Origin of the sequence: Litoreibacter janthinus, from assembly GCF_900111945.1 — a bacterium.
GTDB classification, from domain to species: domain Bacteria; phylum Pseudomonadota; class Alphaproteobacteria; order Rhodobacterales; family Rhodobacteraceae; genus Litoreibacter; species Litoreibacter janthinus.
This window is the reverse complement of sequence record NZ_FOYO01000001.1, coordinates 491,711-517,937: the sequence shown is the minus strand read 5'-3', so window position 1 is coordinate 517,937 and position 26,227 is coordinate 491,711. Positions and strand designations below refer to the sequence as shown.

28 protein-coding genes are annotated in these 26,227 nt (G+C 57.5%); 13 read left to right on the top strand and 15 right to left on the bottom strand.

All coding sequences use genetic code 11. The annotated features are described in order from the left end of the window. Positions 1-12 precede the first annotated feature (12 nt). Positions 13-201 (top strand): hypothetical protein, encoded by a 189-nt coding sequence (locus BM352_RS02645; protein ID WP_090212170.1) that lies wholly within the window; start codon positions 13-15, stop codon positions 199-201. Here the strand turns inward: BM352_RS02645 and BM352_RS02640 are convergent. Next, entirely contained in the window at positions 198-1,067 is an 870-nt protein-coding gene (locus BM352_RS02640; protein WP_073144237.1) for a branched-chain amino acid aminotransferase, read from the bottom strand. The genes BM352_RS02645 and BM352_RS02640 overlap by 4 nt on opposite strands. A 148-nt stretch (positions 1,068-1,215) precedes the next feature. On the opposite strand from BM352_RS02640, the gene BM352_RS02635 reads away from it, so the two are divergent. From BM352_RS02635 to dxs, 6 genes are read left to right on the top strand one after another with little or no spacing between them, the layout of a single operon-like run. After that, on the top strand, positions 1,216-1,728 hold the full coding sequence (locus BM352_RS02635; protein ID WP_090212167.1) for a MarR family winged helix-turn-helix transcriptional regulator: 513 nt from the start codon (positions 1,216-1,218) through the stop codon (positions 1,726-1,728). Then, positions 1,729-2,436 (top strand): response regulator, encoded by a 708-nt coding sequence (locus tag BM352_RS02630; RefSeq protein WP_090212165.1) that lies wholly within the window; start codon positions 1,729-1,731, stop codon positions 2,434-2,436. A gap of 9 nt (positions 2,437-2,445) precedes the next feature. After that, a complete protein-coding gene (locus BM352_RS02625) occupies positions 2,446-3,387 on the top strand; it encodes a histone deacetylase family protein (RefSeq protein ID WP_090212163.1) in 942 nt (313 codons plus the stop codon). Next, a complete protein-coding gene (locus tag BM352_RS02620; protein ID WP_090212160.1) occupies positions 3,380-3,622 on the top strand; it encodes an exodeoxyribonuclease VII small subunit in 243 nt (80 codons plus the stop codon). The genes BM352_RS02625 and BM352_RS02620 overlap by 8 nt, the downstream gene beginning before the upstream one ends. 5 nt (positions 3,623-3,627) lie before the next feature. Beyond that, complete coding sequence (locus BM352_RS02615) at positions 3,628-4,488, top strand: polyprenyl synthetase family protein (protein ID WP_342713419.1); 861 nt, start codon at positions 3,628-3,630, stop codon at positions 4,486-4,488. A gap of 12 nt (positions 4,489-4,500) precedes the next feature. Then, positions 4,501-6,429: a 1-deoxy-D-xylulose-5-phosphate synthase gene (gene dxs / locus BM352_RS02610; protein WP_090212158.1), complete on the top strand. Its 1,929-nt coding sequence runs from the start codon at positions 4,501-4,503 to the stop codon at positions 6,427-6,429. On the opposite strand, the gene BM352_RS02605 is transcribed toward dxs, so the two are convergent. The 8 genes from BM352_RS02605 to hslO are packed head-to-tail and all read right to left on the bottom strand — an operon-like array spanning position 6,426 to position 15,478. Next, on the bottom strand, positions 6,426-7,199 hold the full coding sequence (locus BM352_RS02605) for an ion transporter (protein ID WP_090212155.1): 774 nt from the start codon (positions 7,197-7,199) through the stop codon (positions 6,426-6,428). The genes dxs and BM352_RS02605 overlap by 4 nt on opposite strands. Before the next feature lie 22 nt (positions 7,200-7,221). After that, entirely contained in the window at positions 7,222-8,418 is a 1,197-nt protein-coding gene (locus BM352_RS02600) for a class I SAM-dependent RNA methyltransferase (protein WP_090212153.1), read from the bottom strand. A 6-nt stretch (positions 8,419-8,424) separates the two neighbouring features. Next, on the bottom strand, positions 8,425-10,296 hold the full coding sequence (locus tag BM352_RS02595; protein ID WP_090212150.1) for an ABC transporter ATP-binding protein: 1,872 nt from the start codon (positions 10,294-10,296) through the stop codon (positions 8,425-8,427). Beyond that, the gene (locus BM352_RS02590) at positions 10,293-12,134 is read right to left on the bottom strand and encodes an ABC transporter ATP-binding protein (RefSeq protein WP_090212147.1); all 1,842 of its coding nucleotides are present in this window, start codon (positions 12,132-12,134) and stop codon (positions 10,293-10,295) included. Before BM352_RS02590 ends, BM352_RS02595 begins: the two co-directional genes overlap by 4 nt. A gap of 36 nt (positions 12,135-12,170) precedes the next feature. Next, positions 12,171-12,755 (bottom strand): LysE family translocator, encoded by a 585-nt coding sequence (locus BM352_RS02585; RefSeq protein ID WP_090212144.1) that lies wholly within the window; start codon positions 12,753-12,755, stop codon positions 12,171-12,173. Then, on the bottom strand, positions 12,752-13,897 hold the full coding sequence (locus BM352_RS02580; protein ID WP_090212142.1) for a CCA tRNA nucleotidyltransferase: 1,146 nt from the start codon (positions 13,895-13,897) through the stop codon (positions 12,752-12,754). The genes BM352_RS02585 and BM352_RS02580 overlap by 4 nt, the downstream gene beginning before the upstream one ends. Continuing rightward, entirely contained in the window at positions 13,894-14,493 is a 600-nt protein-coding gene (locus tag BM352_RS02575) for a CoA pyrophosphatase (protein ID WP_090212139.1), read from the bottom strand. The genes BM352_RS02580 and BM352_RS02575 overlap by 4 nt, the downstream gene beginning before the upstream one ends. Continuing rightward, positions 14,480-15,478, bottom strand: coding sequence for an Hsp33 family molecular chaperone HslO (gene hslO, locus BM352_RS02570; RefSeq protein ID WP_090212134.1), 999 nt, complete (start codon positions 15,476-15,478; stop codon positions 14,480-14,482). Before hslO ends, BM352_RS02575 begins: the two co-directional genes overlap by 14 nt. A gap of 100 nt (positions 15,479-15,578) precedes the next feature. Between hslO and BM352_RS02565 the strand changes: the two genes are divergently transcribed. Beyond that, positions 15,579-16,019 carry an NUDIX hydrolase gene (locus tag BM352_RS02565; RefSeq protein WP_090212131.1) on the top strand — a complete coding sequence of 147 codons (441 nt, stop codon included), beginning with the start codon at positions 15,579-15,581 and terminating at the stop codon, positions 16,017-16,019. 15 nt (positions 16,020-16,034) lie between these two features. Here the strand turns inward: BM352_RS02565 and BM352_RS02560 are convergent, their stop codons facing one another. Next, the gene (locus BM352_RS02560; protein ID WP_342713618.1) at positions 16,035-17,237 is read right to left on the bottom strand and encodes a PP2C family protein-serine/threonine phosphatase; all 1,203 of its coding nucleotides are present in this window, start codon (positions 17,235-17,237) and stop codon (positions 16,035-16,037) included. Between the two features lie 275 nt (positions 17,238-17,512). On the opposite strand from BM352_RS02560, the gene BM352_RS02555 reads away from it, so the two are divergent. Then, positions 17,513-17,791 carry an Hpt domain-containing protein gene (locus BM352_RS02555; RefSeq protein WP_245780892.1) on the top strand — a complete coding sequence of 93 codons (279 nt, stop codon included), beginning with the start codon at positions 17,513-17,515 and terminating at the stop codon, positions 17,789-17,791. On the opposite strand, the gene ilvA is transcribed toward BM352_RS02555, so the two are convergent. Next, complete coding sequence (gene ilvA / locus BM352_RS02550; RefSeq protein WP_090212123.1) at positions 17,788-19,035, bottom strand: threonine ammonia-lyase IlvA; 1,248 nt, start codon at positions 19,033-19,035, stop codon at positions 17,788-17,790. The genes BM352_RS02555 and ilvA overlap by 4 nt on opposite strands. Further along, positions 19,032-19,790 carry a hypothetical protein gene (locus BM352_RS02545; RefSeq protein WP_090212120.1) on the bottom strand — a complete coding sequence of 253 codons (759 nt, stop codon included), beginning with the start codon at positions 19,788-19,790 and terminating at the stop codon, positions 19,032-19,034. Before BM352_RS02545 ends, ilvA begins: the two co-directional genes overlap by 4 nt. 143 nt (positions 19,791-19,933) lie before the next feature. Here BM352_RS02545 and BM352_RS02540 point away from each other — a divergent pair, with 143 nt between their 5' ends. After that, positions 19,934-21,160, top strand: a complete 1,227-nt coding sequence (locus BM352_RS02540; protein WP_090212116.1) for an argininosuccinate synthase — start codon at positions 19,934-19,936, stop codon at positions 21,158-21,160. Positions 21,161-21,298: 138 nt separating this feature from the next. Here BM352_RS02540 and BM352_RS02535 read toward each other — a convergent pair whose 3' ends face one another. The 3 genes from BM352_RS02535 to BM352_RS02525 are packed head-to-tail and all read right to left on the bottom strand — an operon-like array spanning position 21,299 to position 23,187. Continuing rightward, positions 21,299-22,000, bottom strand: a complete 702-nt coding sequence (locus BM352_RS02535) for a sulfotransferase-like domain-containing protein (RefSeq protein WP_090212114.1) — start codon at positions 21,998-22,000, stop codon at positions 21,299-21,301. 3 nt (positions 22,001-22,003) lie between these two features. Then, positions 22,004-22,282 carry a hypothetical protein gene (locus BM352_RS02530; protein ID WP_090212111.1) on the bottom strand — a complete coding sequence of 93 codons (279 nt, stop codon included), beginning with the start codon at positions 22,280-22,282 and terminating at the stop codon, positions 22,004-22,006. Continuing rightward, on the bottom strand, positions 22,279-23,187 hold the full coding sequence (locus BM352_RS02525; RefSeq protein WP_090212109.1) for a D-amino acid aminotransferase: 909 nt from the start codon (positions 23,185-23,187) through the stop codon (positions 22,279-22,281). Before BM352_RS02525 ends, BM352_RS02530 begins: the two co-directional genes overlap by 4 nt. Positions 23,188-23,328: 141 nt before the next feature. Here BM352_RS02525 and BM352_RS02520 point away from each other — a divergent pair, with 141 nt between their 5' ends. From BM352_RS02520 to msrA, 3 genes are all read left to right on the top strand, one after another. Beyond that, positions 23,329-24,393, top strand: a complete 1,065-nt coding sequence (locus BM352_RS02520) for a YjgN family protein (RefSeq protein WP_090212107.1) — start codon at positions 23,329-23,331, stop codon at positions 24,391-24,393. Between the two features lie 3 nt (positions 24,394-24,396). Then, the gene (locus tag BM352_RS02515; protein WP_090212104.1) at positions 24,397-25,458 is read left to right on the top strand and encodes a M48 family metallopeptidase; all 1,062 of its coding nucleotides are present in this window, start codon (positions 24,397-24,399) and stop codon (positions 25,456-25,458) included. Positions 25,459-25,649: 191 nt separating this feature from the next. After that, positions 25,650-26,225 carry a peptide-methionine (S)-S-oxide reductase MsrA gene (gene msrA, locus BM352_RS02510; protein ID WP_090219780.1) on the top strand — a complete coding sequence of 192 codons (576 nt, stop codon included), beginning with the start codon at positions 25,650-25,652 and terminating at the stop codon, positions 26,223-26,225. The last annotated feature ends 2 nt before the right edge of the window (positions 26,226-26,227 follow it).

The window sequence follows — 26,227 nt, the reverse complement described above, 5'->3', positions numbered from 1 at the left end:
GGAGACACTTGCATGAGACATATCCTCGACAAGCCATCCCCGTCGTCAACCAAGGTGGGAAAACGGCTCGCATTTTCCTTGCAACTCAAAGACATGCCTAGTGCTGCAACGCTCGCGCTGCAACGCCGCAAAAAGGCCGCACCGAAAGATTCGGGACGGCCTCAGCAGTATTCCAGAATTGAGCGCGGGATCGAGGCTTAGGCCCGAACCAGCTTCTCGTAACCTTCTGCGATATCGCGCACGAGTGCGCCAACCTCGAAGTTGTAGTCGCCGATTGAGCCGACCGGTGTCACTTCTGCGGCAGATCCGGTGAGCCAACATTGCTCGAAGCCTTCAAGTTCTTCGGGCATGATGTGGCGTTCGTGCACTTTGATCTGGCGATCTTTCAGCATGCCAATCACCGTCTGGCGGGTCAGCCCGTTTAGGATGGCGTCGGCCAATGGGGTGTGAACCTCGCCGTCCTTCACGAAGAAGATGTTGGCGCCTGTCGCCTCGGCCACATAGCCACGATAATCTAGGAACATGGCGTCAGAGCAGCCTTTGGCCTCCGCCGCGTGTTTGGACATGGTGCAGATCATGTAGAGACCCGCCGCTTTGGCCGCCACAGGGATGGTCTCGGGGCTGGGGCGTTTCCATTTCGCAATGTCGAGCTTCGCGCCCTTCATCTTAGCGTCGCCATAGTAGTTGCCCCACTCCCAAGCCGTCACCGCCATGCGGATCGGGTTGCGAGAGGCGGCGACGCCCATGTCTTCGCCTGCACCACGGAAAGCCACAACGCGAAGGTAGGCGTTGGTCAGTTTGTTGGCATCCAGCGTGGCGCGTTTGGCAGCTTCGATTTCATCGACGGTATAGGGGATCGCCATATCCATCAGTTCGCCTGATTTCAGCAAGCGCTCCGAATGCTGTCGGCTTTTAAAGACTTTGCCGTCGTAGCAACGCTCACCCTCGAACACAGAAGAGGCGTAATGCAGCGCGTGGGTCAGGATGTGGACGTTGGCATCGCGCCAGTCCACCAGCTTGCCATCCATCCAGATGACGCCATCACGATCGTCATATCCACCAGCCATTGCCTTCATCCTTTTCATTTGTTGCGCGATATAGGCCCGTTTCGGACACAATATTTCATTAAACTGGCGATTCGGTACCATTCGATACTTGGAAAGTCAACAAGGCTGACATAAACTGACTTCAACCAAGGAACGCGAGGGACTACCGATGTCAGACCGAGGGACGGGTCAAACGCCCATCAGTGGGGAGGGGCTTCTCTTTTTGACCGATGACCAATTGCGTCGCGGGATTGAGGCGATGTTTTTTGCTTATCGCGGTTTTACCGCCGACCCTGATCGTATATTGCAAGAATACGCGTATGGGCGTGCGCATCATCGCGCGATCCACTTTATTAAGCGCAGCCCCGGTACCACGGTAAACAACCTGCTCGACATCTTAGGTGTCACTAAGCAGTCGCTGAACCGCGTATTGCGCGCCCTGATTGAAGACGGTCTGGTGGAAAGCCGCGTTGGGAAACAGGATCGGCGGGAGCGTCATCTGTATCTTACAGACACCGGTCAGGAGCTGGAGAAAGAGCTTTCCGAAGCGCAGCGTGGGCGTATGCGCGCAGCGTATCGCGATGCCGGCCCAGATGCGGTCGCCGGTTTCCGACAGGTCTTGGAGCAGATCATGGATCCCGAAATGCGCCGACATTTCCAAACATTCAAGGAGGGTTCGTAAGTGTCGCCATCTCAAAATGACGCCCATTTGCTAATCGTGGACGACGACGAACGCATCCGCAAACTGATCCAGCAATTCCTCAGCCGCAACGGCTTTTGGACGACATCTGCCCGCGATGCCGCCCATGCGAGACGGCTGCTGGAAGGGTTGGACTTTGATTTGATCGTGCTGGACGTCATGATGCCGGGAGATGACGGGATTACCTTCACCCGTGAATTGCGCCAAAGCCGCGATATACCGATCCTATTACTGACTGCGAAAGGCGAAAGCAGCGACCGAATTTCGGGTCTGGAAGCCGGTGCTGATGACTATCTGCCCAAGCCGTTCGAGCCAAAAGAGCTGTTGTTGAGGATAAATGCGATCCTGCGCCGCGTGCCACAGACCGAAGAAGTTCTTGAGGTGCCAAAATCGCTGTCGCTCGGCGAAATTCGGTATGATATCGAGCGCGGCGAGATGTGGCGCGGAGAGGATTTGATCCGACTCACGGCGACCGAAGTCCAGCTTATGAAGATATTCTCCGCACGCCCCGGGGAGCCTGTCTCCCGCGCCAAGTTGGTCGAAGACCTTGGCCGAGACCGCGGGCAGGCGCAGGAACGCGCGGTGGATGTTCAGATTACTCGCTTGCGGCGGAAAATCGAGGCCGATCCCAAGCAACCGCGCTATTTGCAGACGGTGCGCGGCTCCGGCTATATGCTTGCGCCTGACTAAGGAAATCTGATGACCACTGCCCTTCTGACCCACCCCGATTGTTTGAACCATGTCACACCTCCGGGGCATCCTGAACGTGTTGACAGGCTCATGGCGATCTATTCTGCGCTGGACGCGATGGATCACACCGGCTTGCAAAGGGTCGAGGCGCCGATGGGCACAGATGCTGATATTTTGCGTGTTCATCCTCAGGCTCATATTGATGCAATCAAAGCCGCTGCGCCAAACTCAGGGTCAATCGCGTTGGATGCAGATACGCACATGTCTGAGGGGTCTTTAAACGCTGCCTATCGGGGCGTCGGTGCTATGACCACAGCTGTTGATATGGTTTTGAATGGCGACGTTCAGAACGCCTTTGCCGCCATGCGCCCACCAGGCCATCACGCAGAGAAACAAACACCGATGGGTTTTTGCCTGTTCGGGAACGTGGCAATCGCCGCCAAGCATGCTTTGGACGTGCACGGGTTGGAGCGCGTTGCGATCGTGGATTTTGACGTGCACCATGGCAATGGCACGCAAGACCTTCTGTGGGACGAAGGTCGCGCATTGTTCATCTCAAGCCATCAGATGCCACTCTATCCCGGCTCTGGAGCGGCTGATGAAACTGGCACATCCGGCAACATCTTGAATATTCCTCTTCCGCCGAATTCTGGCGGGGCAGAACTTCGGAAAGTGTACGAACGGATTGTGCTTCCGGCCTTGAACGACTTCAAACCGCAGCTGGTTTTGATCTCCGCAGGGTTTGACGCACATCGCAATGATCCCCTAGCAAATCTGAATTGGGATGAAGCCGATTTCGTCTGGGCGACGGAGCAGTTGTGCGATGTCGCCGATACGCATTGTGAAGGCCGCGTCGTCTCGACTTTGGAGGGCGGATATGATCTTGATGCCCTCGCTGCGTCCACGCGCGCGCATCTGGAAGTTTTGATTGAGCGAGGCACCCATGGCTGACACTGATGTAAACGAAATGAGCTTCGAGCAGGCCATGGCCGAGCTGGAACAGGTTGTCGGCCAACTAGAGCGCGGAGACGTGCCTTTGGAAGACAGCATCAAACTGTATGAGCGTGGCGCAGAGCTGAAGAAACGCTGTGAGACCAAGCTTAAGGAAGCAGAAGAAAAAGTTGCACAGATTACACTTGGCAGTGATGGCCAAGCTACGGGAACGACGCCGGTCGAAGGCCTGTAACGCCCGTGTTTCAAGTCGCTCTGACTGACGCACAAACCCGCGTGCAAACGGCACTAGACGCCGCGATGAAACCGTTGGACGGCGTGATTGCGGATGCCATGCGCTACACCTGCACGGGCGGTAAGCGGCTTAGGGCGTTTCTGGTTATGGAAGGCGCACGGCTGCACGATGTGAATCCCGAGGTGACAGATCAAGTGGCAGCAGCGATCGAGATGATCCACGCGTATAGCCTTGTTCATGACGACTTGCCCTGCATGGATAACGACGATCTGCGTCGCGGGATGCCGACGGTTCACATTCAATGGGATGAGGCCACCGCCGTGCTGACTGGCGATGCGTTGCAAACTCTTGCATTTGACCTGCTGTCAAATTTGGATGCCTACGCCGAGGTGCGACTTGCGTTGATTTCGTCTTTGGCTAAAGCCGCTGGGGCCGAAGGTATGGTGCTTGGCCAAGCGCTCGATATTGCTGCCGAAACCGCTGCCACGCCTTTAACCCTTAAGCAGATCACTCGCTTGCAAGCAGGCAAAACAGGTGCGCTTATCGAATGGTCGGGCCAAGCTGGCGCGATCCTCGCCGAGGCAGACCCGCAACCTCTGCGCCAATATGCGCAAGCCCTTGGCCTTGCTTTCCAGATTGCGGACGACATCTTGGATATCGAAGGTGATGCCGAAAAAGCAGGGAAACGCCTGCAAAAAGATGCAGACGCCGGAAAGGCGACATTCGTGTCTCTCCTTGGTATGGAGGGGGCCAAGGCCCGCGCGAGTGAACTGATAGTGCAGGCCTGCGACGCCCTTTCCCCTTACGGCGAAGAGGCGGACAACCTAAAAGCAGCGGCGCGGTTTGTCATAGACCGCGACACGTGAAGGACGACGCAGATGAGCAATAGACCGCAGACGCCCTTGCTGGATCGGGTGAAGACCCCCGCTGACATGAAAGGCATGTCCGATGCCGAACTGACCCAGCTTGCACATGAGCTTCGGTTGGAAACCGTTTATGCTGTGTCTGAAACCGGTGGCCATCTGGGCGCTGGTCTTGGTGTTGTTGAGCTTACCGTGGCATTGCACGCGATTTTTGACACACCAAAGGACCGCCTGATCTGGGACGTGTCGCACCAGTGCTACCCGCATAAGATCATCACCGGACGCCGCGACCAAATGCGAACGATCCGCCAAAAGGACGGCCTGTCCGGCTTCACCAAACGGTCCGAGTCCCCATACGATCCGTTCGGGGCGGCCCATTCCTCGACTTCCATTTCCGCCGCGCTTGGTATGGCTGTCGCGCGCGACTTAGGTGGTGCACCCGAGCATGGCTTGGGCGACTGCATCGCCGTAATCGGCGACGGCTCGATCAGCGCCGGTATGGCGTATGAGGCGATGAACAATGCGGGTCATCTGAAAAAGCGGATGATCGTCATCCTCAATGACAACGAAATGTCGATCGCGCCACCTACGGGAGCCATGTCGTCCTACCTGTCCCGCCTGTATGCGGGCGCGCCGTTCCAGGAATTCAAAGCCGCCGCCAAGGGCGCGGTTTCGTTGTTGCCTCCGCCTTTCCAAGAAGGCGCCCGCCGCGCCAAGGAGCTGCTCAAAGCCGCAACCGTTGGCGGCACTCTGTTCGAAGAACTCGGCTTCTCCTATGTCGGCCCCATCGACGGGCACGATATGGAGCAGTTGCTCGCCGTCCTGCGCACCGTCAAATCCCGCGCTGACGGTCCGGTGCTGATCCACGCGATCACCAAAAAGGGCAAAGGCTACGCCCCCGCCGAAAACGCCGCCGATGGCGGCCACGCCACCGCCAAGTTCGACTTCGTCACCGGCAAGCAAAAGAAATCCCCCTCCAATGCGCCCAGCTACACCTCGGTGTTCGGGAAGGCGTTGGTGGATCACGCGGCCGAGGACAGCAAGATTGTCGCTGTCACTGCCGCCATGCCGGACGGCACGGGCCTTGGCCTGATGGCCGAACGCTATCCGTCCCGCACCTTCGACGTGGGCATCGCGGAGCAACATGCCGTCACCTTCGCCGCTGGTCTGGCGGCGGGTGGCATGAAGCCGTTCTGCGCGATCTATTCGACCTTCCTGCAACGCGGCTATGACCAAGTGGTGCATGACGTGGCTTTGCAACGCTTGCCCGTCCGCTTCCCCATCGACCGCGCCGGTCTGGTCGGGGCTGATGGGGCAACGCACGCAGGCAGCTTTGACATAGCCTTCATGGCCAACCTGCCCGGCATGGTTGTCATGGCCGCCGCCGACGAGGCGGAGCTGGTCCACATGGTCGCCACTGCCGTGGCCTATGACGATGGCCCTATCGCTTTCCGCTATCCCCGTGGTGAAGGCGTTGGCGTCGAGATGCCGGAAAAAGGCCAGATCCTTGAAATCGGCAAATCCCGCCTGATCCAAGACGGCAACCGTGTCGCGCTGTTATCTTTCGGCACGCGCCTGTCAGAGGTGATGAAAGCCGCTGAAAACCTCGCGGCCAAAGGGATCACCCCGACCGTGGTTGATGCGCGTTTTGCCAAGCCACTGGACGAAGACGCGATCCTGAACCTTGCCCGCAACCACGAGGCGCTGATCACCATCGAGGAAGGCGCCATCGGCGGTTTCGGCTCCCACGTGGCGCAGCTGCTGGCGGAGAACGGCGTGTTTGATGCGGGACTGAAATACCGCTCCATGGTCTTGCCCGACATCTTCATCGACCAAGCCAGCCCGTCCGACATGTATGCCGTCGCCGCGATGAATGCGCCTCAGATCGAGACCAAGGTGCTTGAAACCCTAGGGATCGCTGACATCGCAACGCGCCGCGCTTAATTGCGGGCTTTGATAAGTCGTTCGATTTCGTTCAAGCGTGCCATAACGTCGTCGCGGTAGCTGTCTGTCGCTGCATGCTCTTCCTCTGAGTGGGCGTTCTGCATCGAGTTCACGATCAGACCGACCAGAAGGTTCACCACTGCGAAGGTCGTGACCAATATGAATGGCAGGAAGAACAGCCACGCATAAGGGTAGACCTCCATAACAGGGCGTACGATGCCCATGGACCATGATTCCAGCGTCATGATCTGGAATAGGGTGTAACCCGATAGGCCAAGGTTGCCGAACCATTCAGGGAAAGCTGCGCCGAACAGTTTGGTCGAGACTACTGCGCCGATGTAGAACAACAGTGCCATCAGCAAAAACACGGATGCCATTCCGGGCAAGGCTGTGACCAGCCCCTCTACGACGCGGCGCATAGATGGCGCGACCGACAGCACGCGCAGCAGCCGCAAAACGCGCAATGCACGCAGCACCGAGAATGCGCCAGAGCCGGGGATCAGTGCGATTCCGACGATTACGAAATCAAATAGATTCCAGCCTTTGCGGAAAAACGCCCCACCTTGGGCGAACAATTTTGAGCCAAGCTCCAGCACAAATATCGCAAGGCAGATACTATCAAGCCCTAAGACCAGCGGGCCTGCCGCGTCCATCACAGGTTGCACAGTTTCCAGCCCGAGGATGATCGCGTTGAACAGGATCACGCCTAGAATGAAGTTGCGGGTCAGCGGGCGGTCTAGAACGGCTTGCGTGCGGGCGCGCAGGGACATGAAGGCTCCAGTTAGAAGGGTTTCAGCCCATATGGGGTTTGGTGAACTGCGCGGCAAGCTCCACATGGGATGACCAGCGGAATTGATCCACGGGCTGCACCCAATCGAGGCGATATCCGCCTTTGATGAGGATTTCTGCATCCCTCGCAAAAGAGATCGGGTTGCACGATACTGCTGCTATGCGCTTAACGCTGCTTTGCGCCAGTTCGATCGTTTGTGCCTCTGCGCCTGCACGGGGCGGGTCGATGATTACCGCATCCGTCTTGCGCAGCTCCTGCGGCAACAACGGGCGGCGGAACAGATCGCGGGTTTCTGCCTTCACTTTCTTCAGCCCCGTCGCTTTGCGCCAGCCAGCATCGAGCGCTGCGATGAGCGATGCTTCCCCCTCCAGCGCCCAAACTTCGGCTTTGGCGGCAGCGGGCAATGTGAAGGTGCCGCAGCCTGCAAAGAGGTCAACAACCTGTTTGGCGTCGCCGAGGCTCTCTTGAACGCAGGCGCTTAGGGCTGCCTGTCCATGTGCGGTAGCTTGCAGGAATGCGCCGGGGGGCGGGGTGACTTTACCAGCGCCGAATGACTGGACCGGTGGCTCGCGGGTTGCCACGGCTTCCCCGTCCCAGCTAAGCCGTGCGAGTTTATGACGCTCCACCAATGCCGCCATTTCCAGAATGACTTGCGGCTCCAACGGTTTGGCGTCGAGGATATCGATATCAAGACCCCTCTCAGACAAGGTCACCATCAGACCAACTGTGCTTTTTCGAGACGCGGCGGCGACGGTCAGCTCTTCGAGAACCGGAAACGCCGCCACCAAAGCAGGGTCCAGCAGCTTGCAGTCTGGAACCTCTATCAGCGCGTCGGACCCGCGACCGAAAAAGCCGATCATCGCCCCTTTCTTGGTTCGCCGTCCGTGCAATGTCGCGCGTCGGCGCGATTGAGCGGGAGATGTAAGAATAGGGCGAATGTCCGTCTCGATCCCCCGCGCGGCAAGACCCAGACGAATGACGTCGGTCTTCCAGTCTGCCACAAACGTATCGCTGGCATGTTGCATGGAACAACCGCCACAGCTTCTGAAATGGCGGCATGGGGCCGCCACACGGTCCGCTGAGGGCGTCACGATGCGCCCATCCTCGACCACTTCGCCAGGCAATACGCGTGGGATCGGCGCGCCTGCGTCTGGTACGCCTTCGCCCTTATGGTTCAGTCGCAAAATGGTCTGTGTCATGGGTGCTTACTCGGCTGCTTCAGCAATGCCTATAAACCCGCCGGACTGCCGCCGCCAGTAGCGTGCGTAGCGGTCGCCTTGCGCAAGAAGCTCCGCATGTGTGCCGTCTTCGACAATACGTCCTGATTCAATGACGACGATCCGATCCATACGGGCAATGGTGCTTAAGCGGTGAGCGATGGCGATTACGGTTTTACCCACCATCGCGTTCTCTAGCGCGGACTGGATAGAGGCTTCTACTTCACTGTCCAACGCGCTGGTCGCTTCGTCCAACACCAAGATCGGTGCGTCTTTCAGAAGCGCGCGTGCAAGGGCAATCCTCTGCCTTTGGCCACCTGACAGCTTTACGCCACGTTCGCCCAGATGGGCCTCATAACCTTTGCGCCCTTTGTGATCCTCAAGCTCCAGAATGAACTCATGTGCTTCGGCGCGGCGGGCGGCGTCGATCATGTCGTCTTCAGTGGCATCGGGGCGCCCATAAAGAATGTTGTCGCGGGCGGAGCGGTTGAACATCGACGTTTCCTGCGTGACCATGCCAATGCTTTGGCGCAGGCTTTCCTGCGTCACATCTGACACGTTTTGCCCGTCGATCCGAACCGCGCCTGTTTCGGTGTCGTAAAGCCGCAGGAGCAGGCTGACCAATGTCGATTTGCCCGCACCGGAGGCACCGACCAGACCCAGCTTTTCGCCTGGCTTGATGGTCAGCGTCACCTCGTCAATGCCACCCACTGCGCGCCCATACCGGAATGTCACATGGTCAAACTCGACCTCCCCATTGGGCACGCGAAGCTGTTGGGCGCCTTGCTTGTCCAGCAAGGCGTGGGGCGGGGTCAGGGTGTGCATTCCGTTCTCGACCTCGCCCACATTGGCATACATGCCCATCAAGGCGAAGCTGACCCAGCCGGTCATCTGGGCGATGCGGATTGATATGGCTCCGGCCGCCGCGATGTCACCGGTCGATGCGACGCCAGTCTGCCAGAGCATCACCGTCCCACCGATAAGCAGAACAGGCAGAACACCCGCAGCGGCCATCAGCGCAAACCGGAATCCGGTGGACAAGCGGCCGAAATCCAGAGCGCGGTCGCGTAAAACGGCCATCGCGTTCAGGGCAGACTCGTCCTCGAATTGCGAATGTCCGAACAGTTTGACGGTTTTGATGTTGGTGATGGTGTCGACGACCTGACCCGTCACCATGGTGCGGGCGCCCGCCCGAGCGGCCGAGCGCTTTCGAATGCGGGGCATAAACCAGCGGATCATGACAATGTATCCGGCCAGCCAGACAGCCAATGCTACAGCGATCCAGCCACTGATCGTGCCAAGCAACAAGACCGACCCCAATATCGAGGCCAACGCGAATGCCACCACGTTGATGCTTTCGGCGGTGACTTCGGTCAACGCGCGGGCGGTTTGCATTTGCTTTTGGGCGATACGCCCGGCGAAATCATTGTCGAAGTAGTCAACCGAGTGGCCAAGTGTCCAACGGTGCAGGCGGCTTTGTATCAGCGGGTAAATGTTGGGTGGAACCACGATGCCGTTGAATGCCGCACTCAAGCCGAAACTCAGTGGGCGCACGATCAGGAAGAAGCCAACGAACAGAGCAACCAGCGCGATGTTCTCGGTGAAGAAACCCACGGGACCGGTTGCGGCTGCGGCGTCGATGACGCGACCCAATAGCAACGCTGTGACCGCCTCCATCGTGCCAGCCAAGGCAGAAACGACTGCTGCCACAATCAACACAGGCCAAGAGCCGGCCAGACACCACTTGCAGAAGGCCCACAACGTGCTTGGTGGCGGCGTGTCTGCCTCACGGAACGGGTCGATACTGTCGCCAAGGCGTTTCAGCACCGTTTCTATCCCTCTAGAGATTTGGCCCGTCATTCAGCAGCATCCGTGTTGAGAAACCCGCCAGATTGGCGCGCCCAGAAACCAGCATATAGCCCACCATGAGCCAGAAGCTCGGAATGGGTGCCTTCTTCGGCAATCTTTCCAGCGTCCAAAACTACAATGCGGTCCATATGGGCGATAGTGCTGAGCCTGTGTGCAATCGCGATGACAGTCTTCCCTTCCATGACGCCGTAAAGCGTGTCTTGAATCGCAGCTTCCACCTCACTGTCGAGCGCACTTGTCGCTTCGTCCAGCACCAAGATAGGGGCGTCTTTCAAGATAACTCGCGCCAGCCCGATCCGTTGCCGTTGACCGCCGGACAGCTTCACACCCCGTTCGCCCACATGCGCGTCGTAACCTGTGCGCCCGTTGGGATCGCTCAGGTCAAGAATGAAGTCATGCGCTTCGGCGCGCTTTGCCGCTTGGATCATTTCAGCATCGGATGCATCGGGTCGGCCATATAGAATGTTATCTCGCACCGAACGATGCAGCAAAGAGCTATCCTGGCTCACCATACCTGTGACATGCCGCAGGCTATCTTGAGTGACGTGCGTGATATCCTGCCCGTCAATCTCGATGCGGCCGCCTTCAGGGTCATAGAAACGCAACAGCAGCTTGACCAAAGTTGACTTTCCGGCGCCAGAACGGCCAATCAGACCGACCTTCTCCCCCGCGGAAATGCGCAGGGACACGGCGTCAAGCCCGCCTTTTTCGCGCCCGTAGTGGTGGGTCAGTCCTTTGAATTCGACGACGCCCTCATGCAACTCCAGCGGTTTGGCGTCGGCAGCATCCACCAAAGTAATCGGCTGGGCGATCGTTTCCATACCTTCGGATACGACACCAAGGGACCGGAAGAAAGTCGACAGCGCCCACATGATCCAGCCGGTCATCGCATTAAGCCGCAGGGTCAACGCGGTTGCGGCTGCCACGGCGCCAACGGTGGCACTCCCTTCGCCCCAAAGCCAGATTGCCCAGCCCACAACACCGACGATCAGCAGTCCGTTCAGTGTGACAAGCATGACGTCCATCATGGTAAAGATGCGCATCTCGCGCGAGAAGGTCTGACGTGTCTGCTCAATGGCTTCTTTGGCGAATCGCAACTCGCCATCATGGTGGGCAAACAGTTTGACCGAATGGATGTTGGTATAGCTGTCCACCACACGCCCAGTGGTCATCGACCGCGCGTCGGATGACGCCTTAGACGCAGGTCCGACGCGCTTCATGGTCCATGTCATAAGCCACGCATACAGCCCCAGCCAGACGAGCAACGGGATCACCAATCGCAGGTCTGCGTCAGCCAGAAGAATCACTGCGCCAATCGCATAAGCGAGCGAGAACGTGATCGCGTCGAACACTTGAAAAATCGCGTCGCCTGCCGCCGGTGGTGTTTGCATGATGCGGTTTGCAATGCGGCCGGCGAAGTCATTTTCGAACCATCCGACCGATTGGCGCAGGACATGCTTGTGTGCGCGCCAGCGGAACAGGGTGCCGTAATTTGGCAGAATGGCGTTGTTCAGAACGCCGACGTCTGCCGCCTGAACAAGTGGGCGAATAACCAGTATGAAAACACCCGCCAAGATCAGTTCGGTGCCGTATTGTTCTAGCACTTGCGCGGGCTCACCGCTCGACAACAGGTCGACGACGCGGCCCAAGTAGTAGATCAGGCCGACCTCCATAATGGCGACCAACAGCGACAACACTGCCGCCCAGACGAAAACAGTTTTGAAGGGCCGTGAGTATGACACAAGGAACGGCCACAGCTTGCGCGGCGGCGCGTCTACCTCGTCATAGGGTTCGTAAGGGTCGACCAAGTTCTCCAGAAACCGGAACATTCACACCTCTGCTTCAGCCCCAATATAGGCCGAGCTCTAAAGGAAAACCATGACTGCTGAACCCGCCAGCGCAAGGGCCATCACCGTCATAAACCCGCGCCACCAAGCGGGCCGCGTCATGAGAACCGCCAGCAAGGAACCTGCGAAGGTCCAGAACAGACAGACAAACAGGTTGATCCCTGAAAATGCACTGCCCAGCCGCAGCGCCTCATGAACGGGCGGTAGGCCAATCGAGTAACCTGAAGAGGCCGCCATAGCGATCACCCAGATCTTGGGGTTAACCCATTGGAACAGGACGGCTTCAATGAAAGTGAACGGCCGGTCGCGCCCTTGTGCTTGCGGTCCTCTGGTCGAGCGGAACAGTTTCCACGACATCCACAAAATCCAAGCGGCGGCGAGACATTTCAGGGTGAAGGTCAGAGCCGGTTGAGCAAGCAGCAGTGCTCCAACGCCAAAGCCTGTAAGGGCAGAGGTGATGCCGACCCCTGCGGCAACCCCTAGCACGTGTGGCAGGGTCCGCTTAAAGCCAAACCGGGCACCGGACGCTGTCAGCAAAATGACGTTCGGGCCAGGAGAGAACAGTCCCGCAAAAACGAAGGCGTAAAGCGGGTCGAAACTCATCCAAGAAGCTCCGCTTTGGTCAGAGTAAAGCCTGAGGCAACCCAGCGCGTTTCCAGCTCTTTCAGTTTCGTGCCAAGCGCGGGGCCTTTGAATTCAGGCATAAGGTCCGCGGCTGACAGGGGAAAGCACGCTTCGGCCCCTGTCGAAATAATCGCATCCAAATTCTGCGGTAAAGGTTGCTCGAACAATGCGCCGCGCAGCAGAGCAACATCCAGCGCCGCGTCAGCGCCGTGGCGATACGAAATTTCTGCCAAACCTGTCGTTGCGCCAGCCAAATCGCGCAGCACGTCAATCTTCTCCGCTTCAGCCTTCGACAGGCGCCAAAGCTCCTTCAAATTCGCGCCGCCTAAGCTGACGGCTCGCCGTGCCAGAGCCGGTGCGCGCCCGTCCTCGAGATGCACCAGAACTGGCAATGCCTTCGCATCTGCCCCCGGCATCACCCGCGCCAGTATCCCAGCTTGCGCCATTGCCGCTACGGCTGGAGCAGGGTCCGGCGCACGCAGCAGTTTTGTCATCTCAGCGCCGATGCGTTCCGCCGATAGCTGCGAAAGCCCTTCCGCAGCAGCAGCACAAGCCGCCAGACCATCGGCGTCCAAGCCCTGATCGGCGTCTCCATACCATGCGTGAAACCTGAAAAAGCGCAGGATGCGCAGGTAATCCTCCGCAATCCGGGCGTCAGCATCACCGATAAACCGTAGTCGTCGCGCCTCCAGATCCGGCAAGCCGCCGACAGGGTCAGACACATCTCCGTGACGGTCGGCGTAGAGTGCGTTCATCGTGAAATCCCGCCGCGCCGCGTCCTCTGCAAGCGATGTCGAAAACGCAACTTCGGCGTGCCGCCCGTCAGTGGTGACATCACGGCGGAATGTGGTGATCTCATGGGGCATGCCACCGGACACAACCGTCACAGTGCCGTGGTCGATCCCGGTAGGAACAACTTTGAGCCCAGCGGCCTCAGCAGCCTTGCACACGGTGTCAGGTGTCGCTGCCGTGGTGATGTCGATATCGGCGACGGGTGCGCCCAGGAACGCGTTGCGTACGCAGCCACCGACGAAATAGCCCGTATGTCCCGCCTCTTCCAAAGCATCGAAAACCGCCTGCGTGGCGGGCGCGTGCAGCCAGTCTCCGGTAACGATCGTCACAGGTGCACCAGATCGGCCAAGGACCGCAGCATTCGTGCGGTCGCGCCCCAAATGTAATAAGGGCCGTAGGGCACCACGAAATAATGCCGCCGTTGGCCGCGCCAGCGCCGCCCTTCAATTCTGTAGTTCGCCGGATCTAGAACGTGAATAAGCGGGACAGTGAAAACTTCGGCAACTTCGCCTTCCTCAGATGCCGGATCAAAGGTACCGTCGATTACACCAACCTGTGGCGTCACTTGGAAGCCGGTCACGGTTTCATGAGTTGGCAGGCTGCCAATCAAGCGAACTTTCCGGCGGTCTAGGCCGACTTCTTCTTCGGCTTCGCGCAGTGCGGTGGTTGTCAGCGTTTCGTCCCCATCCCGCTTCCCACCCGGAAAGGCGATTTGGCCCGGATGGTGTTTGAGCGCCGAGGAGCGTTTGGTCAACACCAAGCGCGCGCCATCTGGCGACGGTAACAGGGGAACCAGAACCGCGGCGTCGCGCAGTTTGCGCTCTGCGGGAAGAACAACGTTGGGATTCAGATCAAAGTCAGATGTGGCCGCGCCGGGATTTCCCAACGCGGCCGTTACTGCATGGATCAGGTCATTGCCCGTCATCAGAGGTCTCTGCCTCGAACCCTAGGGTTTTAGGGTCCATCACATAATGTGCGCCGCAGAACTGGCAGTCGGCGGTCAAAGACCCATCCTCTTTGGTCATGTGTGCGATGTCGCGCGCCGAGTAGATCGACATGCTTTGCCGCACCTTATCTTCAGAGCATGTGCAGCCAAACTTGATGGGCTGCGCGTCATACACGATAGGGCCTTCTTCGTGGAACAAGCGGTAAAGCAAGTCTGTCGGGGCAACGCTTGGCCCGATCAATTCCAGCTCTTCCACAGTATCGAGCAGGATGCTTGCTCGGTTCCAGTTTTCCGACTCATCTCCGTGCAGGATGTCGTCCGCAGCCAACAGGCCTTCTTCGCCCGTCGCGTCATCTTTTGCCATGAGCGGTGAGGCTTTCGGCATATGCTGTAGCATCACACCACCTGCACGCCAGCTTTCGGCTTCGCCCGGCTCGGTGGACCGGCCATAGGTTAGCGCGAATTTGGTCGGCAATTGCTCCGATTGCGCGAAGTACGTCTCGGCGCAGGCGGACAGACTACCGCCAGCCAGCGGGGTGATGCCTTGATATGGCGTCATGTCGTTCCCTTGATCGATCAGGATCGCAAAGTAGCCTTTGCCGATCTGGCCGAAGGGGGCTGCGTCCAAGTCGATGTTTTCCGCGTCATAGCTCGCATAGGCGCGAATACGGGCGGGTTCTCCATCCTCAGTGGGGCCATAGTAATCGGTTGCGATCAAGCGCAAGGGTCCGTCACCGCGGATTTGCAGTGACAGCTTCCAACGCAGCTTGATCGTCTGCCCGATCAATGCGGTCAGCAGGGCGGCTTCCGCCACCATTGCCTCTACCAGAGGCGGGTAGTCATGTTGCTCCAGCACTTGATCCAAGACGCCATCCAAGCGCGCGACGCGGCCACGGATGTCGATTTTGTCCAACTGGAAGGGTAGGACGGTGTCGTCCCACGCGATTTTTTGTCCAAGGGTCATGGGGTTTCCTTACGCCTGAGGGCTTGGCATACCGTGTCTAGATAGGCGCGACAATCCATTCCCCAAGGGGTAGGTGCGTCACGCAATGCGGAGTTGCATCATGATCAGACGTTTTGGCGAACCCTTTCAATACGGAAAACCCTATCGGCGCAGACCTGGCGCCTATGCAATCTTGTGGAATGGTGAGGACCTGCTGACGACTATTCAGGATGGCGAAAAGCCGGAGGTGCAACTGCCGGGTGGCGGAATTGATCCGGGAGAGCACCCGATTCCAGCCCTGCACCGGGAGGTCATGGAGGAAACCGGTTGGGCCATGACCGCGCCACGCAAAATCGGGGTGTTCAGACGCTTTGTTTTTATGCCGGAGTACGGATTTTGGGCAGAGAAGCTCTGCAGCGTTTATATTGCACGTCCGGTCTTACAACGGGGGCCGCCAACCGAGCAGGGCCACAGCGCTGTCTGGATGTCTCCTGCTGATGCCGCTCGACTGCTTGGCAATGAAGGCGACCGACACTTTGTGAAGACGATTTTCGGCCTCTGACAAGGCCTTTGGCCGTCACATTGCTGGTCCGCTATAGTCAAAGACCAACGCTGACACATCGTCGGTGAATTCATCTGTGCCGGTGTATAGGCGCAATTCGGTCAATAGGCGATCAAGTGTAGTTGGACCATCGAGGGACCGGGATGTTTCCAAAATTTTGGCAAACCCGGCTTCATCCAGCATCTTGCCGTCTGGCCGCTCTGCCTCGGTGATGCCGTCGGAATACAATATCAATCTGTCGCCGGGCCTGAGCTGCGTCTCGAAACATGAATACGAGGCATCTGGGATCAAACCAACCGGCATGCCACCGTCCCCTAGATATGACGGACCGTATCCCTGTCGCTGCAGAACTGGGTGGGGGTGACCAGCCTGGACGGTGCGCATATAGCCTGTGCGCAGATCGACGATACTCAACGCGATGGTGAAATAATGCTCAGTGTCCAGTTCCCGAAGCAGTAACTCATTCAGTTCGCTTGCCGTCTTTGCGGGATCTCGTGCGGCGTAGCTTCCATCCGGCTGCTTCTGTAAGGCCATGTTCTGGTTTGGTGTGAGCCCGCTTAGGTAGCCCGCCAATCGAGCGGTCATCAATGCGGACGTGACGCCATGGCCTGACACATCCAGCGAGAACAGTCCGATTTGATCGTCGTTGACGCGAAATGTCCCGACAAGATCTCCACCTACATGTCCGCTGGGGGTTAAGTTCAGCGCGATCCGGCCTTCGGGCAATTGAATGTCAGTTTCGCGGACCAGAGACTGCTGCAGATGGCGGGCCTCTGACAGGTCGTGGTTCAGCGCGTCATAGAGTGTTTCAATCCGCTGCAGGGCGGCATTAACGATCTGGTTTTTGTCGATAAGTGCGGATTGCATCTTCAGAACGCGCTCCCCCGCCCGAAGGCGGGCGCGCAGTTCGCCAGAATTGACGGGCTTGGTCAAAAAGTCATCTGCGCCCGAATTGAGACCTTCGGCAATCTCATCGCTGCCGCCTTTGCTGGTGAGCAGAATGAAGTATCCATAATCATCCCGCCCGAGCTGACGGAAAGCGCGGCAGAACTCCGGACCCGTCATACCTGGCATCATCCAATCACTGAGGATCATTGAAATGTCGTGCTCTACACACAGTGAGAGCCCCTCAGCGCCCGAAGCTGCCTCCAACACGTCGTAACCCCATTTGCGCAGGTTTGCAGACACAATGCGGCGCTGCATGCGGCTGTCATCCACAACCAGAACCTGTTTCGGAAAAGCTGGATCTGTGTCGCAGAGATCAACCCAATCAAGGGCGTTTAACTGAACTGATTGTGCCCCTGTTTGGGCTTGCGAAACTGAGTGTGACATGCCCGCACAAGACGGCATCGGCCTTAAAAGAGGATGAAAGCTAAAAATGCATTGATTACAATTTGAGCCGTCACCTTTCTTTAACCCCCGAGGCGCAGCGTTGCGTCGATTGCACCGGGTTTCAGGAGGCGCTCATGCTAAATTGGTCAAGGGTCGCAGAATTGAAGGACGATCTTGGAGATGATGATTTTCAGGAAGTCACCGGCTTGTTTTTGGAAGAAGTTGAGGAAAAGCTGAAAGCGCTGATTTTAAACGCGCCGCAGGCGAATGCCGATGATCTGCACTTTTTGAAAGGCAGTGCCGCCAATCTGGGTTTTGAAGGTTTCCGCGCTTTATGCGAACAGATGGAGCAGACCCCCGAAACCGCGTCATTGGACGAGCTTAGGTTGCTGTATGAGCAGTCGAAATCAGCATTTTTGGATGGTCTGCTTGCAGGTTAGATCAGGAACTCCGCCAGAACTTCGTCATTGGTGATGTCGCGGTGATCGAAGCCGCCTTCGGTCATAGCCTTGAACAGACGGGCGAACGCCTCCGGTTTCTTGGTCTCAATCCCAATCAGGACCGAGCCGAAGTTTCGGGCAGATTTCTTGAGGTATTCGAACCGCGCGATGTCGTCATCTGGCCCCAGCAGCGCCAGAAAATCCTTCAATGCGCCCGGGCGTTGCGGCATCCGAAGGATCAGATATTTCTTCAAGCCCGCGTAGCGCTGGGCGCGTTCTTTCACTTCGGGCAGGCGTTCAAAGTCGAAGTTCCCGCCAGACGTAATGCAAACCACGGTCTTGCCTTTGATCTCGTCAGCAAGTTCGTCCAAGGCGTCGATCACAAGTGCACCGGCAGGCTCCAGCACAATTCCTTCAACGTTCAGGAGTCGGAGCATGGTCCCACAAATCCGGTTCTCAGGAGCCAGAAGTACGTGTTCCGGATTGACATGTTTTAGAACTTCAAACGTGTGCTGCCCGATCTGCGCAACCGCGGCACCGTCAACGAAGGTGTCCACATGAGCGAGCTTTGTGGGCTCCCCCTTTGCCAGAGCAGCGGTCAGGGACGCGCCTCCGCTGGGTTCGACATAGCGGAATGAAATGGAGGCTCCGGTTTCGGTGAAATAGCGCGTGACACCCGCGGACAACCCGCCACCGCCAACGGGCAAAAGCAGCATGTCGGGGAGCTGGTCCAGCTCGTCTTCGATTTCAACGGCAACAGATGCCTGACCTTCAATGACATCAGGGTCGTCGAATGGTGAGAGGAAATGCGCGCCAATATCGGCACAGTGCTCTTGTGCAGCGCGCAAGGTTTGGTCGAAATAGTCACCGGTTAGGCGAATCTTGACGAAATCGCCGCCGAAGGCGCGGGTTTTGTCGATCTTCTGTTGTGGCGTCGTGATCGGCATAAAAACTTCACCTGACACACCAAAATGCCGACAGGCAAAGGCAAACCCCTGCGCGTGGTTACCCGCGCTGGCGCAAACGTACGCGTTTTGATCCGGATGGCTCGCGCGCCGTTTGGACATCGCGTTAAACGCCCCACGGATTTTGTAGGACCGCACCGGAGACAGGTCTTCCCGTTTAAGGTAGATGCGCGCGTCGTAGAGATCGGACAGGTAGTCGTTCAATTGCAGCGGTGTCGGCTCGAACAGGCTGCGCATCGCGCGTGTCGCGGCACGTGCTTCGGTGGAAAAGTCAGTCATCTTGGCGCTGGCGGGATTAGGCGGAATATGGCGACTAACCAGCCGGTTCCGACAAGCACGATGATCCACGACACAACGACGTTGGCGATATTTCCCGGGATCAGAAGGCCGGAAAGCATGACCGACGGGATTGTTAGAACAGTCACGAAGATCATCGCAAAAACCGCCAGCATCCAAATTCCCTTATCGCGCGAGCCAGACCAGGCTTGCGTGAGTGACATGACCTGACCCGCTGCCGAGGCTGGCAAAGCTGCTCCAATTCTCAGCGAAAGCCAGATCATCAGGCATGCGCCAAACAATGGATACAGAAATACACCGATCAAAAATGGCATGTAAGGAAGCGCGAGGGAGCCGAGAAGCGACATAGCGAAACCGGCCGCTCCGACCGTTGCCAAGACGAGGATCAAGGTCAGAAAAAATCCTCCGAACGGCATACCCTTGAGCATCGGTAATACGCCCGGAGGGGTGTCCGCGCCGAGGCAAAAGCGGCTCCAGAGCATTGCAACCCAGCCGACTGCCACCAGATTGATGACGAGTGATAGCATGGTGAAGGTGGCCGACAATTCGGGCAGTTGACCTTCAGCGTCTGGGCGGATCGCCATGGCACCGATCGGAGCACCAATAAGTGCGGCCCCAAGCGCGTAGATCAAAAGGCTTGCTAATATCCAGATCAGTGCGGTCAGTCTTAGCGCTGCGCCAAAGTTGCCAAATAGGTGCTTCAGCCCGTAGCTAAAAATGTCGATCGCGTTTCTCATCGTGCCCTGTGCCCGTCTTTTTGCTTTTCAGTGACCCTGCGGGCAAACGGCTCTAGCGTCAATCTTGGCCATGCACGCACTTGCACCCCTGTGACATTGGCGCTATCGCCCTTGGCGACCTTAAGCTCAGCCGGAGACGCCCAATGTCCGCCCCCAAAAAAGTAGTGCTTGCCTATTCTGGCGGCCTTGATACCTCGATCATCCTGAAATGGCTGCAAACCGAATATGGTTGCGAAGTCGTCACCTTTACCGCTGACTTGGGCCAAGGTGAGGAATTGGAGCCTGCCCGCAAGAAAGCAGAGCTTCTGGGGATCAAACCGGAGAACATCTACATTGAAGATGTCCGCGAAGAATTCGTTCGCGATTTCGTCTTCCCGATGTTTCGTGCCAACGCGGTCTACGAAGGGCTGTATCTTTTGGGCACCTCCATCGCGCGCCCGTTGATTTCTAAGCGTTTGGTAGAGATCGCCGCCGAAACCGGCGCCGACGCCGTAGCGCATGGCGCGACTGGCAAGGGCAACGATCAAGTGCGGTTCGAGCTGTCCGCCTATGCGCTGAACCCTGACATCAAGGTGATCGCGCCTTGGCGCGAATGGGATCTGTCTTCGCGCACCAAGCTTTTGGAATTCGCAGAGCAAAACCAAATTCCGATTGCCAAAGACAAGCGCGGGGAGGCGCCCTTCTCGGTCGATGCGAATCTGCTGCACACGTCTTCCGAGGGCAAAGTGTTGGAGAACCCCGCCGACGAAGCCCCAGACTATGTCTACCAACGCACTGTTCACCCTGAAGACGCGCCGAACGAGCCGGAGTTCGTGGAGATCGGGTTCGAGCGCGGCGACGCCGTTTCGATCAACGGCGAGGCCATGTCACCTGCCACGATCCTCACGAAGCTGAATGAGCTGGGCGGCAAGCACGGCTGCGGTCGTCTTGATCTGGTGGAAGGTCGTTTCGTCGGAATGAAATCCCGCGGTATCTATGAGACACCGGGCGGCACCCTGCTGCTCGAGGCACACCGCGGCATCGAGTCGATCACGCTTGACCGTGGTGCAGCGCATCTGAAAGACGAGCTGATGCCGAAATATGCGGAGCTGATCTATAATGGCTTCTGGTTCTCGCCAGAACGCGAAATGCTGCAGGCTCTGATCGACAAGAGCCAAGAGCATGTCACAGGTACCGTGCGATTGAAGCTCTACAAAGGCTTGGCGCGCACAGTGGCGCGCTGGTCGGACCACTCGCTCTATTCCGAGGCGCATGTGACGTTCGAGGAAGATGCGGGCGCGTATGACCAGAAAGACGCTGCAGGATTTATCCAGCTTAACGCGCTCCGTCTGAAGTTGTTGGCCGCGCGTGACAAGCGATTGAAGTCGTAACGGATCCTACAGTGTAACCCATGGGTTACCTCATGAAGCGCGGCCTTAACTTTTTGCCGTTGATTTTGCTTAATAGTCCCCGAGCGCGTTTACAGGCATTGAGAATTCGTAAACGCGATCGGGGCTAGGTCCCGCCGATTATTGACCGAGTGGCAGTTTTCGAATTTGCAGCTCGTCGTAATGCAGCAGCGCCGCTTCGCACAATCTAGCGGCTTCTCCCTCCAGTTGAGGTAAAGGCCCCTCCGCCCCTGCAAAGCCGGTGGAGCGATGGACTGCCCCGTACCAATGCGATGCCCAGATACCGTCAAACTGTTTCGGACCAGCAGGCCAATGGAGCATGGCGTCCAAGAAGGGTAACCCGATCTCTTCACACAAGCTGCGCAACGACGTCTCGGGGTTCGCGCGAATGTCATGACTGTCGATCACCAAGCCACCGATCTTCGCATACAGTGCTGCTTGCTGCGGATATCCGATATCCTCTAGCGTCGGGTTCTCGCGCTTTGCGGCGTAGCTGGCGATCACGCGGGCGGGGTGCCGGATCAAATGGATATTCAAGCATTCATGCGCCCAGTCCAATGGCATCCCGTCCAACATGTGGTGCGGCATGTGCTTCATGTAGCGATGCTCGGCCGGTGAAGCTGCACAGGCTGCGGCAACCTTGTCCGGGTCAGTCTCATGCGCTGCCATGATTGCTGCATCCATCGGATGGGAAATGCCGGATGCTTTTAGGTAGGGCGCGTAGAATGGCTCATCCATCGCCTCAAAATCGGGGCGATTGCCGAAGCTGTACATCATGGCTGTCGACAGGTTGCGCGGGCCGGACCACATAGCGATTTTCATTGGCTACTCCATGATGACGCCGACGTCTCCACAGCGGGGCGGCATCACGTCGTCGTAAAGCATCGCGTCAAGATACGGCGCAGTTGTCGTCAGAGTTCTGCCGTCCTTCAGGTTCAAGGTGACCGTCTTGTCGTGCAGCTGAAACAGGCTGTCGACCTTGCAGCTTTGAAACAGCTCCACAGCCTCCGGCCAAGGGATGTCACTGCCCGAGGGCGCGGTTGGTGCGGCAGGGTTGCAGGCCGCCAGAGAGCCGATCACGGCGAGCACGCAAAGCGGTTTCATTGGCATATCTCCTTGATCAGTGCGGTGTAGAGCGTCCGAAGCCGTTTGGTGACTGGCCCCATCTCTCCGGAGCCGATTTGGCGCCCGTCGATTTCGGATACGGGCGTTTGCGCACCGAATGTGCCGGTCAGGAACGCCTCATCTGCCGAATAGGTGTCCACTAGCGAGAAATTCCGCTCGAAACACGGAATGCCGTTGGCGTGGCACAGGTCGATGACCTTCTGGCGGGTAATCCCGTTCATGCAATAGTCGCCGGTGGAGGTCCAAACAGCGCCTTTCTTGACCACGAAAAAGTTGCAGGCGTTGGTGGTGTTCACAAAGCCATGCAGGTCCAGCATCAATGCTTCGTCTGCGCCGGCTTTCTCTGCGGCAATACAGGCGAGGATGCAGTTGAGCTTTGAATGCGAGTTTAGCTTCGGGTCTTGGGTCATAGGCAACCCGCGTAGATGTGGGACGGTCGCCAACCGGATCGGGCGGGGCAGCTTCGGCTTTGAATGCTCCATGATGATCACAAATGTCGGGCCGGACCGCGACAAGGAAGGGTGCTGAAACGGGCGATGCTTCACGCCCCTTGTCACCATCAGGCGGGCATGGGCGTCGGTGGTCATGCTGTTGGCTTCGCGGGTTTCCTCCAGCGCGGCGATGACGCCCGCACGGTCTTTGCCGATATCCAGATCAATGGCTTTGGCGGCCTCGAACAGGCGGTCGATATGCTCCTCTAAAAACGCCCATGTGCCGTTATAGAGTCGCAGCCCCTCCCAAACGCCGTCGCCCAGCATAAAGCCGCTGTCATAGACGGAGACGGTGGCTTCGGCCTTTGGCTTCAGCTGGCCGTCGACATAGATCAGGATCTGGTCGTTGCGGGCGTCTTCTTCGGCTTGGTGGGTCGTTTGATGATCTGTCATGTGGCCTCCTGAAACGACTTAGAGCCCGATTTCATGCGTTGGACCAGTGAAATTCATTCGATTCTTAAGGGATTCCCAACTCCGCTCGCATTGTTTATGACGTTTGGAAAAAACAAATCCATTGAACAGAGGGAATTTACAATGAGTGAGAGTTTACCTTCGGGCGCTAAGCCGTTTCAGTTTACCGGGAACGCCAAAGAATGGTTCGGAATATGGATCGTTAACCTGCTTCTGAGCATTGTGACTTTGGGCATCTATTCGGCGTGGGCCAAAGTGCGCACCAAGAAGTATTTCTATAACCATACCTATGTTGAAGGTCGCAACTTCGACTACCACGCGACGGGTAAGCAAATTCTGATCGGCCGGTTGATCGTGATTGCTGCCGTGATTGTATTCCAGATCATTACGGCAGTTATTCCGGTTTTGGGGCTCTTGCTCATCATTGCACTGCTGTTCGCCTACCCTTGGCTAATTGTGCGTTCGATGGTCTTCAACGCGCGCATGTCGAGCTTTTCGAATGTGCGGTTCGGTTTTGTGGGCACTGTTGGTCAGGCGTTTCTGACCTTCCTGGTTTACCCGATCCTGATGGCGCTGACGCTTTATACCACCTTCCCGATTTGGGATCGCGCGCTGAAGCGCTTCTCAATCAACAACCACAAGCTGGGGCAAGCCAAGTTCAACATGGAAGTCGGCCTAGGTGTTTTCTACAAAGCGTTCCTTGTCGCTCTTGCTTGGATCATTGTGGTGGGCGTGATTGGCGTCTTGGTAACTGGCTTTAACTTCAACGAGTTTGCCTACGCCATGGACAATGCCGACCGTGCCCCTGAACAAGCGATGAAGGTCATGGGGCTGTTTTATCTGTTGTTCTTCGTAGCGTTCCTGCCAGCGGCGTTCATCTATCAGGCGCTGACCCGCAACGCGGTGTACAACAACACAGCGTTGGAAGGTGGCCACCGTTTCGCGTCCAACGTGACTGCACCAAAGCTACTTTGGATTGCTGTGACCAACATGGTCGTTGTGGTCTGCACGTTGTTCCTGATGCTGCCATGGGCGCAGGTGCGTTTGGCCCGCTATCTGGCGGATCATACGGGCTTCATCCCAGGTGGGTCGATGGATGATTTCGTGACGCAGCAGCAAGAAGCGGGCGGCGCTTTCGGGGACGCGTATACCGACCTCGAAGGAATCGACGTTGGCTTGCCGATCTAAGAGATGAGTACCGCGCCGCAACTTCCGGGCCTTCGTGGTCATGCCTTTGCGGCGCGGTCATCCCATCGCCAACCTGCGCGTCTTCTGACGCGTGAGGGGGGCGAAGGCCTTTGGGTTGATATTCAGAATGACGAAAGGGCGGTGCTTGCCAGCGCCTATCTTTCGGAAGTCCGTATAGACGCGCCGTTGGGCTCCGCCCCGCGAAAGGTGTCATTCCCTGATGGCGCAGTCTTCGAAACCACCGACCATGCCGCCATTGAGGCGCTGACGGGAAAAACCCGCGGCTCGATGCTTCACCACTATGAAGGGTTCAATGCACGGCTGTTCGGCGTAGTAGCGATTTGCCTTGCGGCGGCTTGGGTGCTGTGGCGCTATGGGCTGGACATTATGGCGTCGGTCGCCATCGCGTTTACTCCTCCCGTCGTCATCGAACAGATCGACGTTGGAACGATGCAGACCATCGATTTCACAATGGCGGAGCCTTCGAAACTTTCGGAAGAGCAGAGAAGCGAGGTCGAAAGCGTCTACCGCCGTTTGGTAAGCTCGTTGCCGCAAGAAGTGCAGGCGCGACACAGTTTTGATTTGCTGTTCCGCGACATGCCCGGGATGGGGCCGAACGCGTTCGCGTTGCCGGGTGGCACGATGGTGATGACAGATGCTTTCGTGAAAGACTTTCCCCAGCCAGACGTCATGGCGGGTGTTCTGGGGCACGAGATAGGCCATGTGGTGGAAGAGCACGGGCTGAAGCGCCTTTACCGATCACTCAGCACCTACATCCTGATCGCTTTTCTGGCGGGGGATGTCGGCCCGATCCTTGAGGATGTGGTTCTGGAAGGAAACGTGCTTCTGTCGCTGTCGTTCAGTCGTGCACAGGAAACATCCGCTGATGAGTTCGGGTTAACCCTATCGGACGAAGCGGGGTTCGACCCGTCTGGCTTGAAGCTGTTTTTTGAGAAGATCAGCAAGGAATATGCAGGGGGCGAGCCTGCGCAATGGATGTCCACGCATCCATCAAGCACAGAAAGAGTGAAGGCGATTGATACCTTCATCAACGACCTGCGCTAATTGATCTCAGTTTCATTGGAACCAATCACGGCAAGTTTGGTTGAGTGTGAATGGCGCAAGTATCAAATTGCCGCCTACACTATTTGTACGGCTTTGACGGGAGCAAAACCTTGAAACACTTCAAACGCACACGCTGGTATCTGACGGGTTTCGGTCTTGCGGTGCTCGCAGGAATTGCAGCGCAACCTAAAATGGCGATGGCGGCAGAGGTCACTGTCGCAGGCGGATGCTTCTGGTGTGTGGAATCAGACTTTGAGGCAGTGGATGGTGTGAAAGAAGTTGTTTCCGGCTTTACGGGCGGCACGGTCGCGAGCCCGACCTACAAACAGGTTATTAATGGTGGCACCGGCCACTTGGAAGCAGTGCAGATTGACTACGACCCCTCCAAGGTTTCCGTGCGCCAGCTTTACGACATGTTCTTCCGCTCTATCGACCCAACCGATGCTGGTGGGCAGTTCTGCGATCGCGGAGAAAGCTACACGACGGCGATTTTCGTGACCAATCGACCGGATCGGGAGGCCGCTGAAGCAGCAAAGGCTGCGGCTGAGAAGGATTTGGGGCAGAAGATCGTAACGCCAATACTTGATGCGAAGCCGTTTTACCCCGCCGACGCATATCATCAGGACTACTACAAGCAGGACAAGATCGTGCTGACCCGCTTTGGCCCACAGTCAAAAGCGAAGGCTTACAAGAAGTACCGCGATGCGTGCGGCCGTGACCAGCGCGTGAAGCAGCTATGGGGCAGCGCTGCTCCGTTCGTCAACTGAAA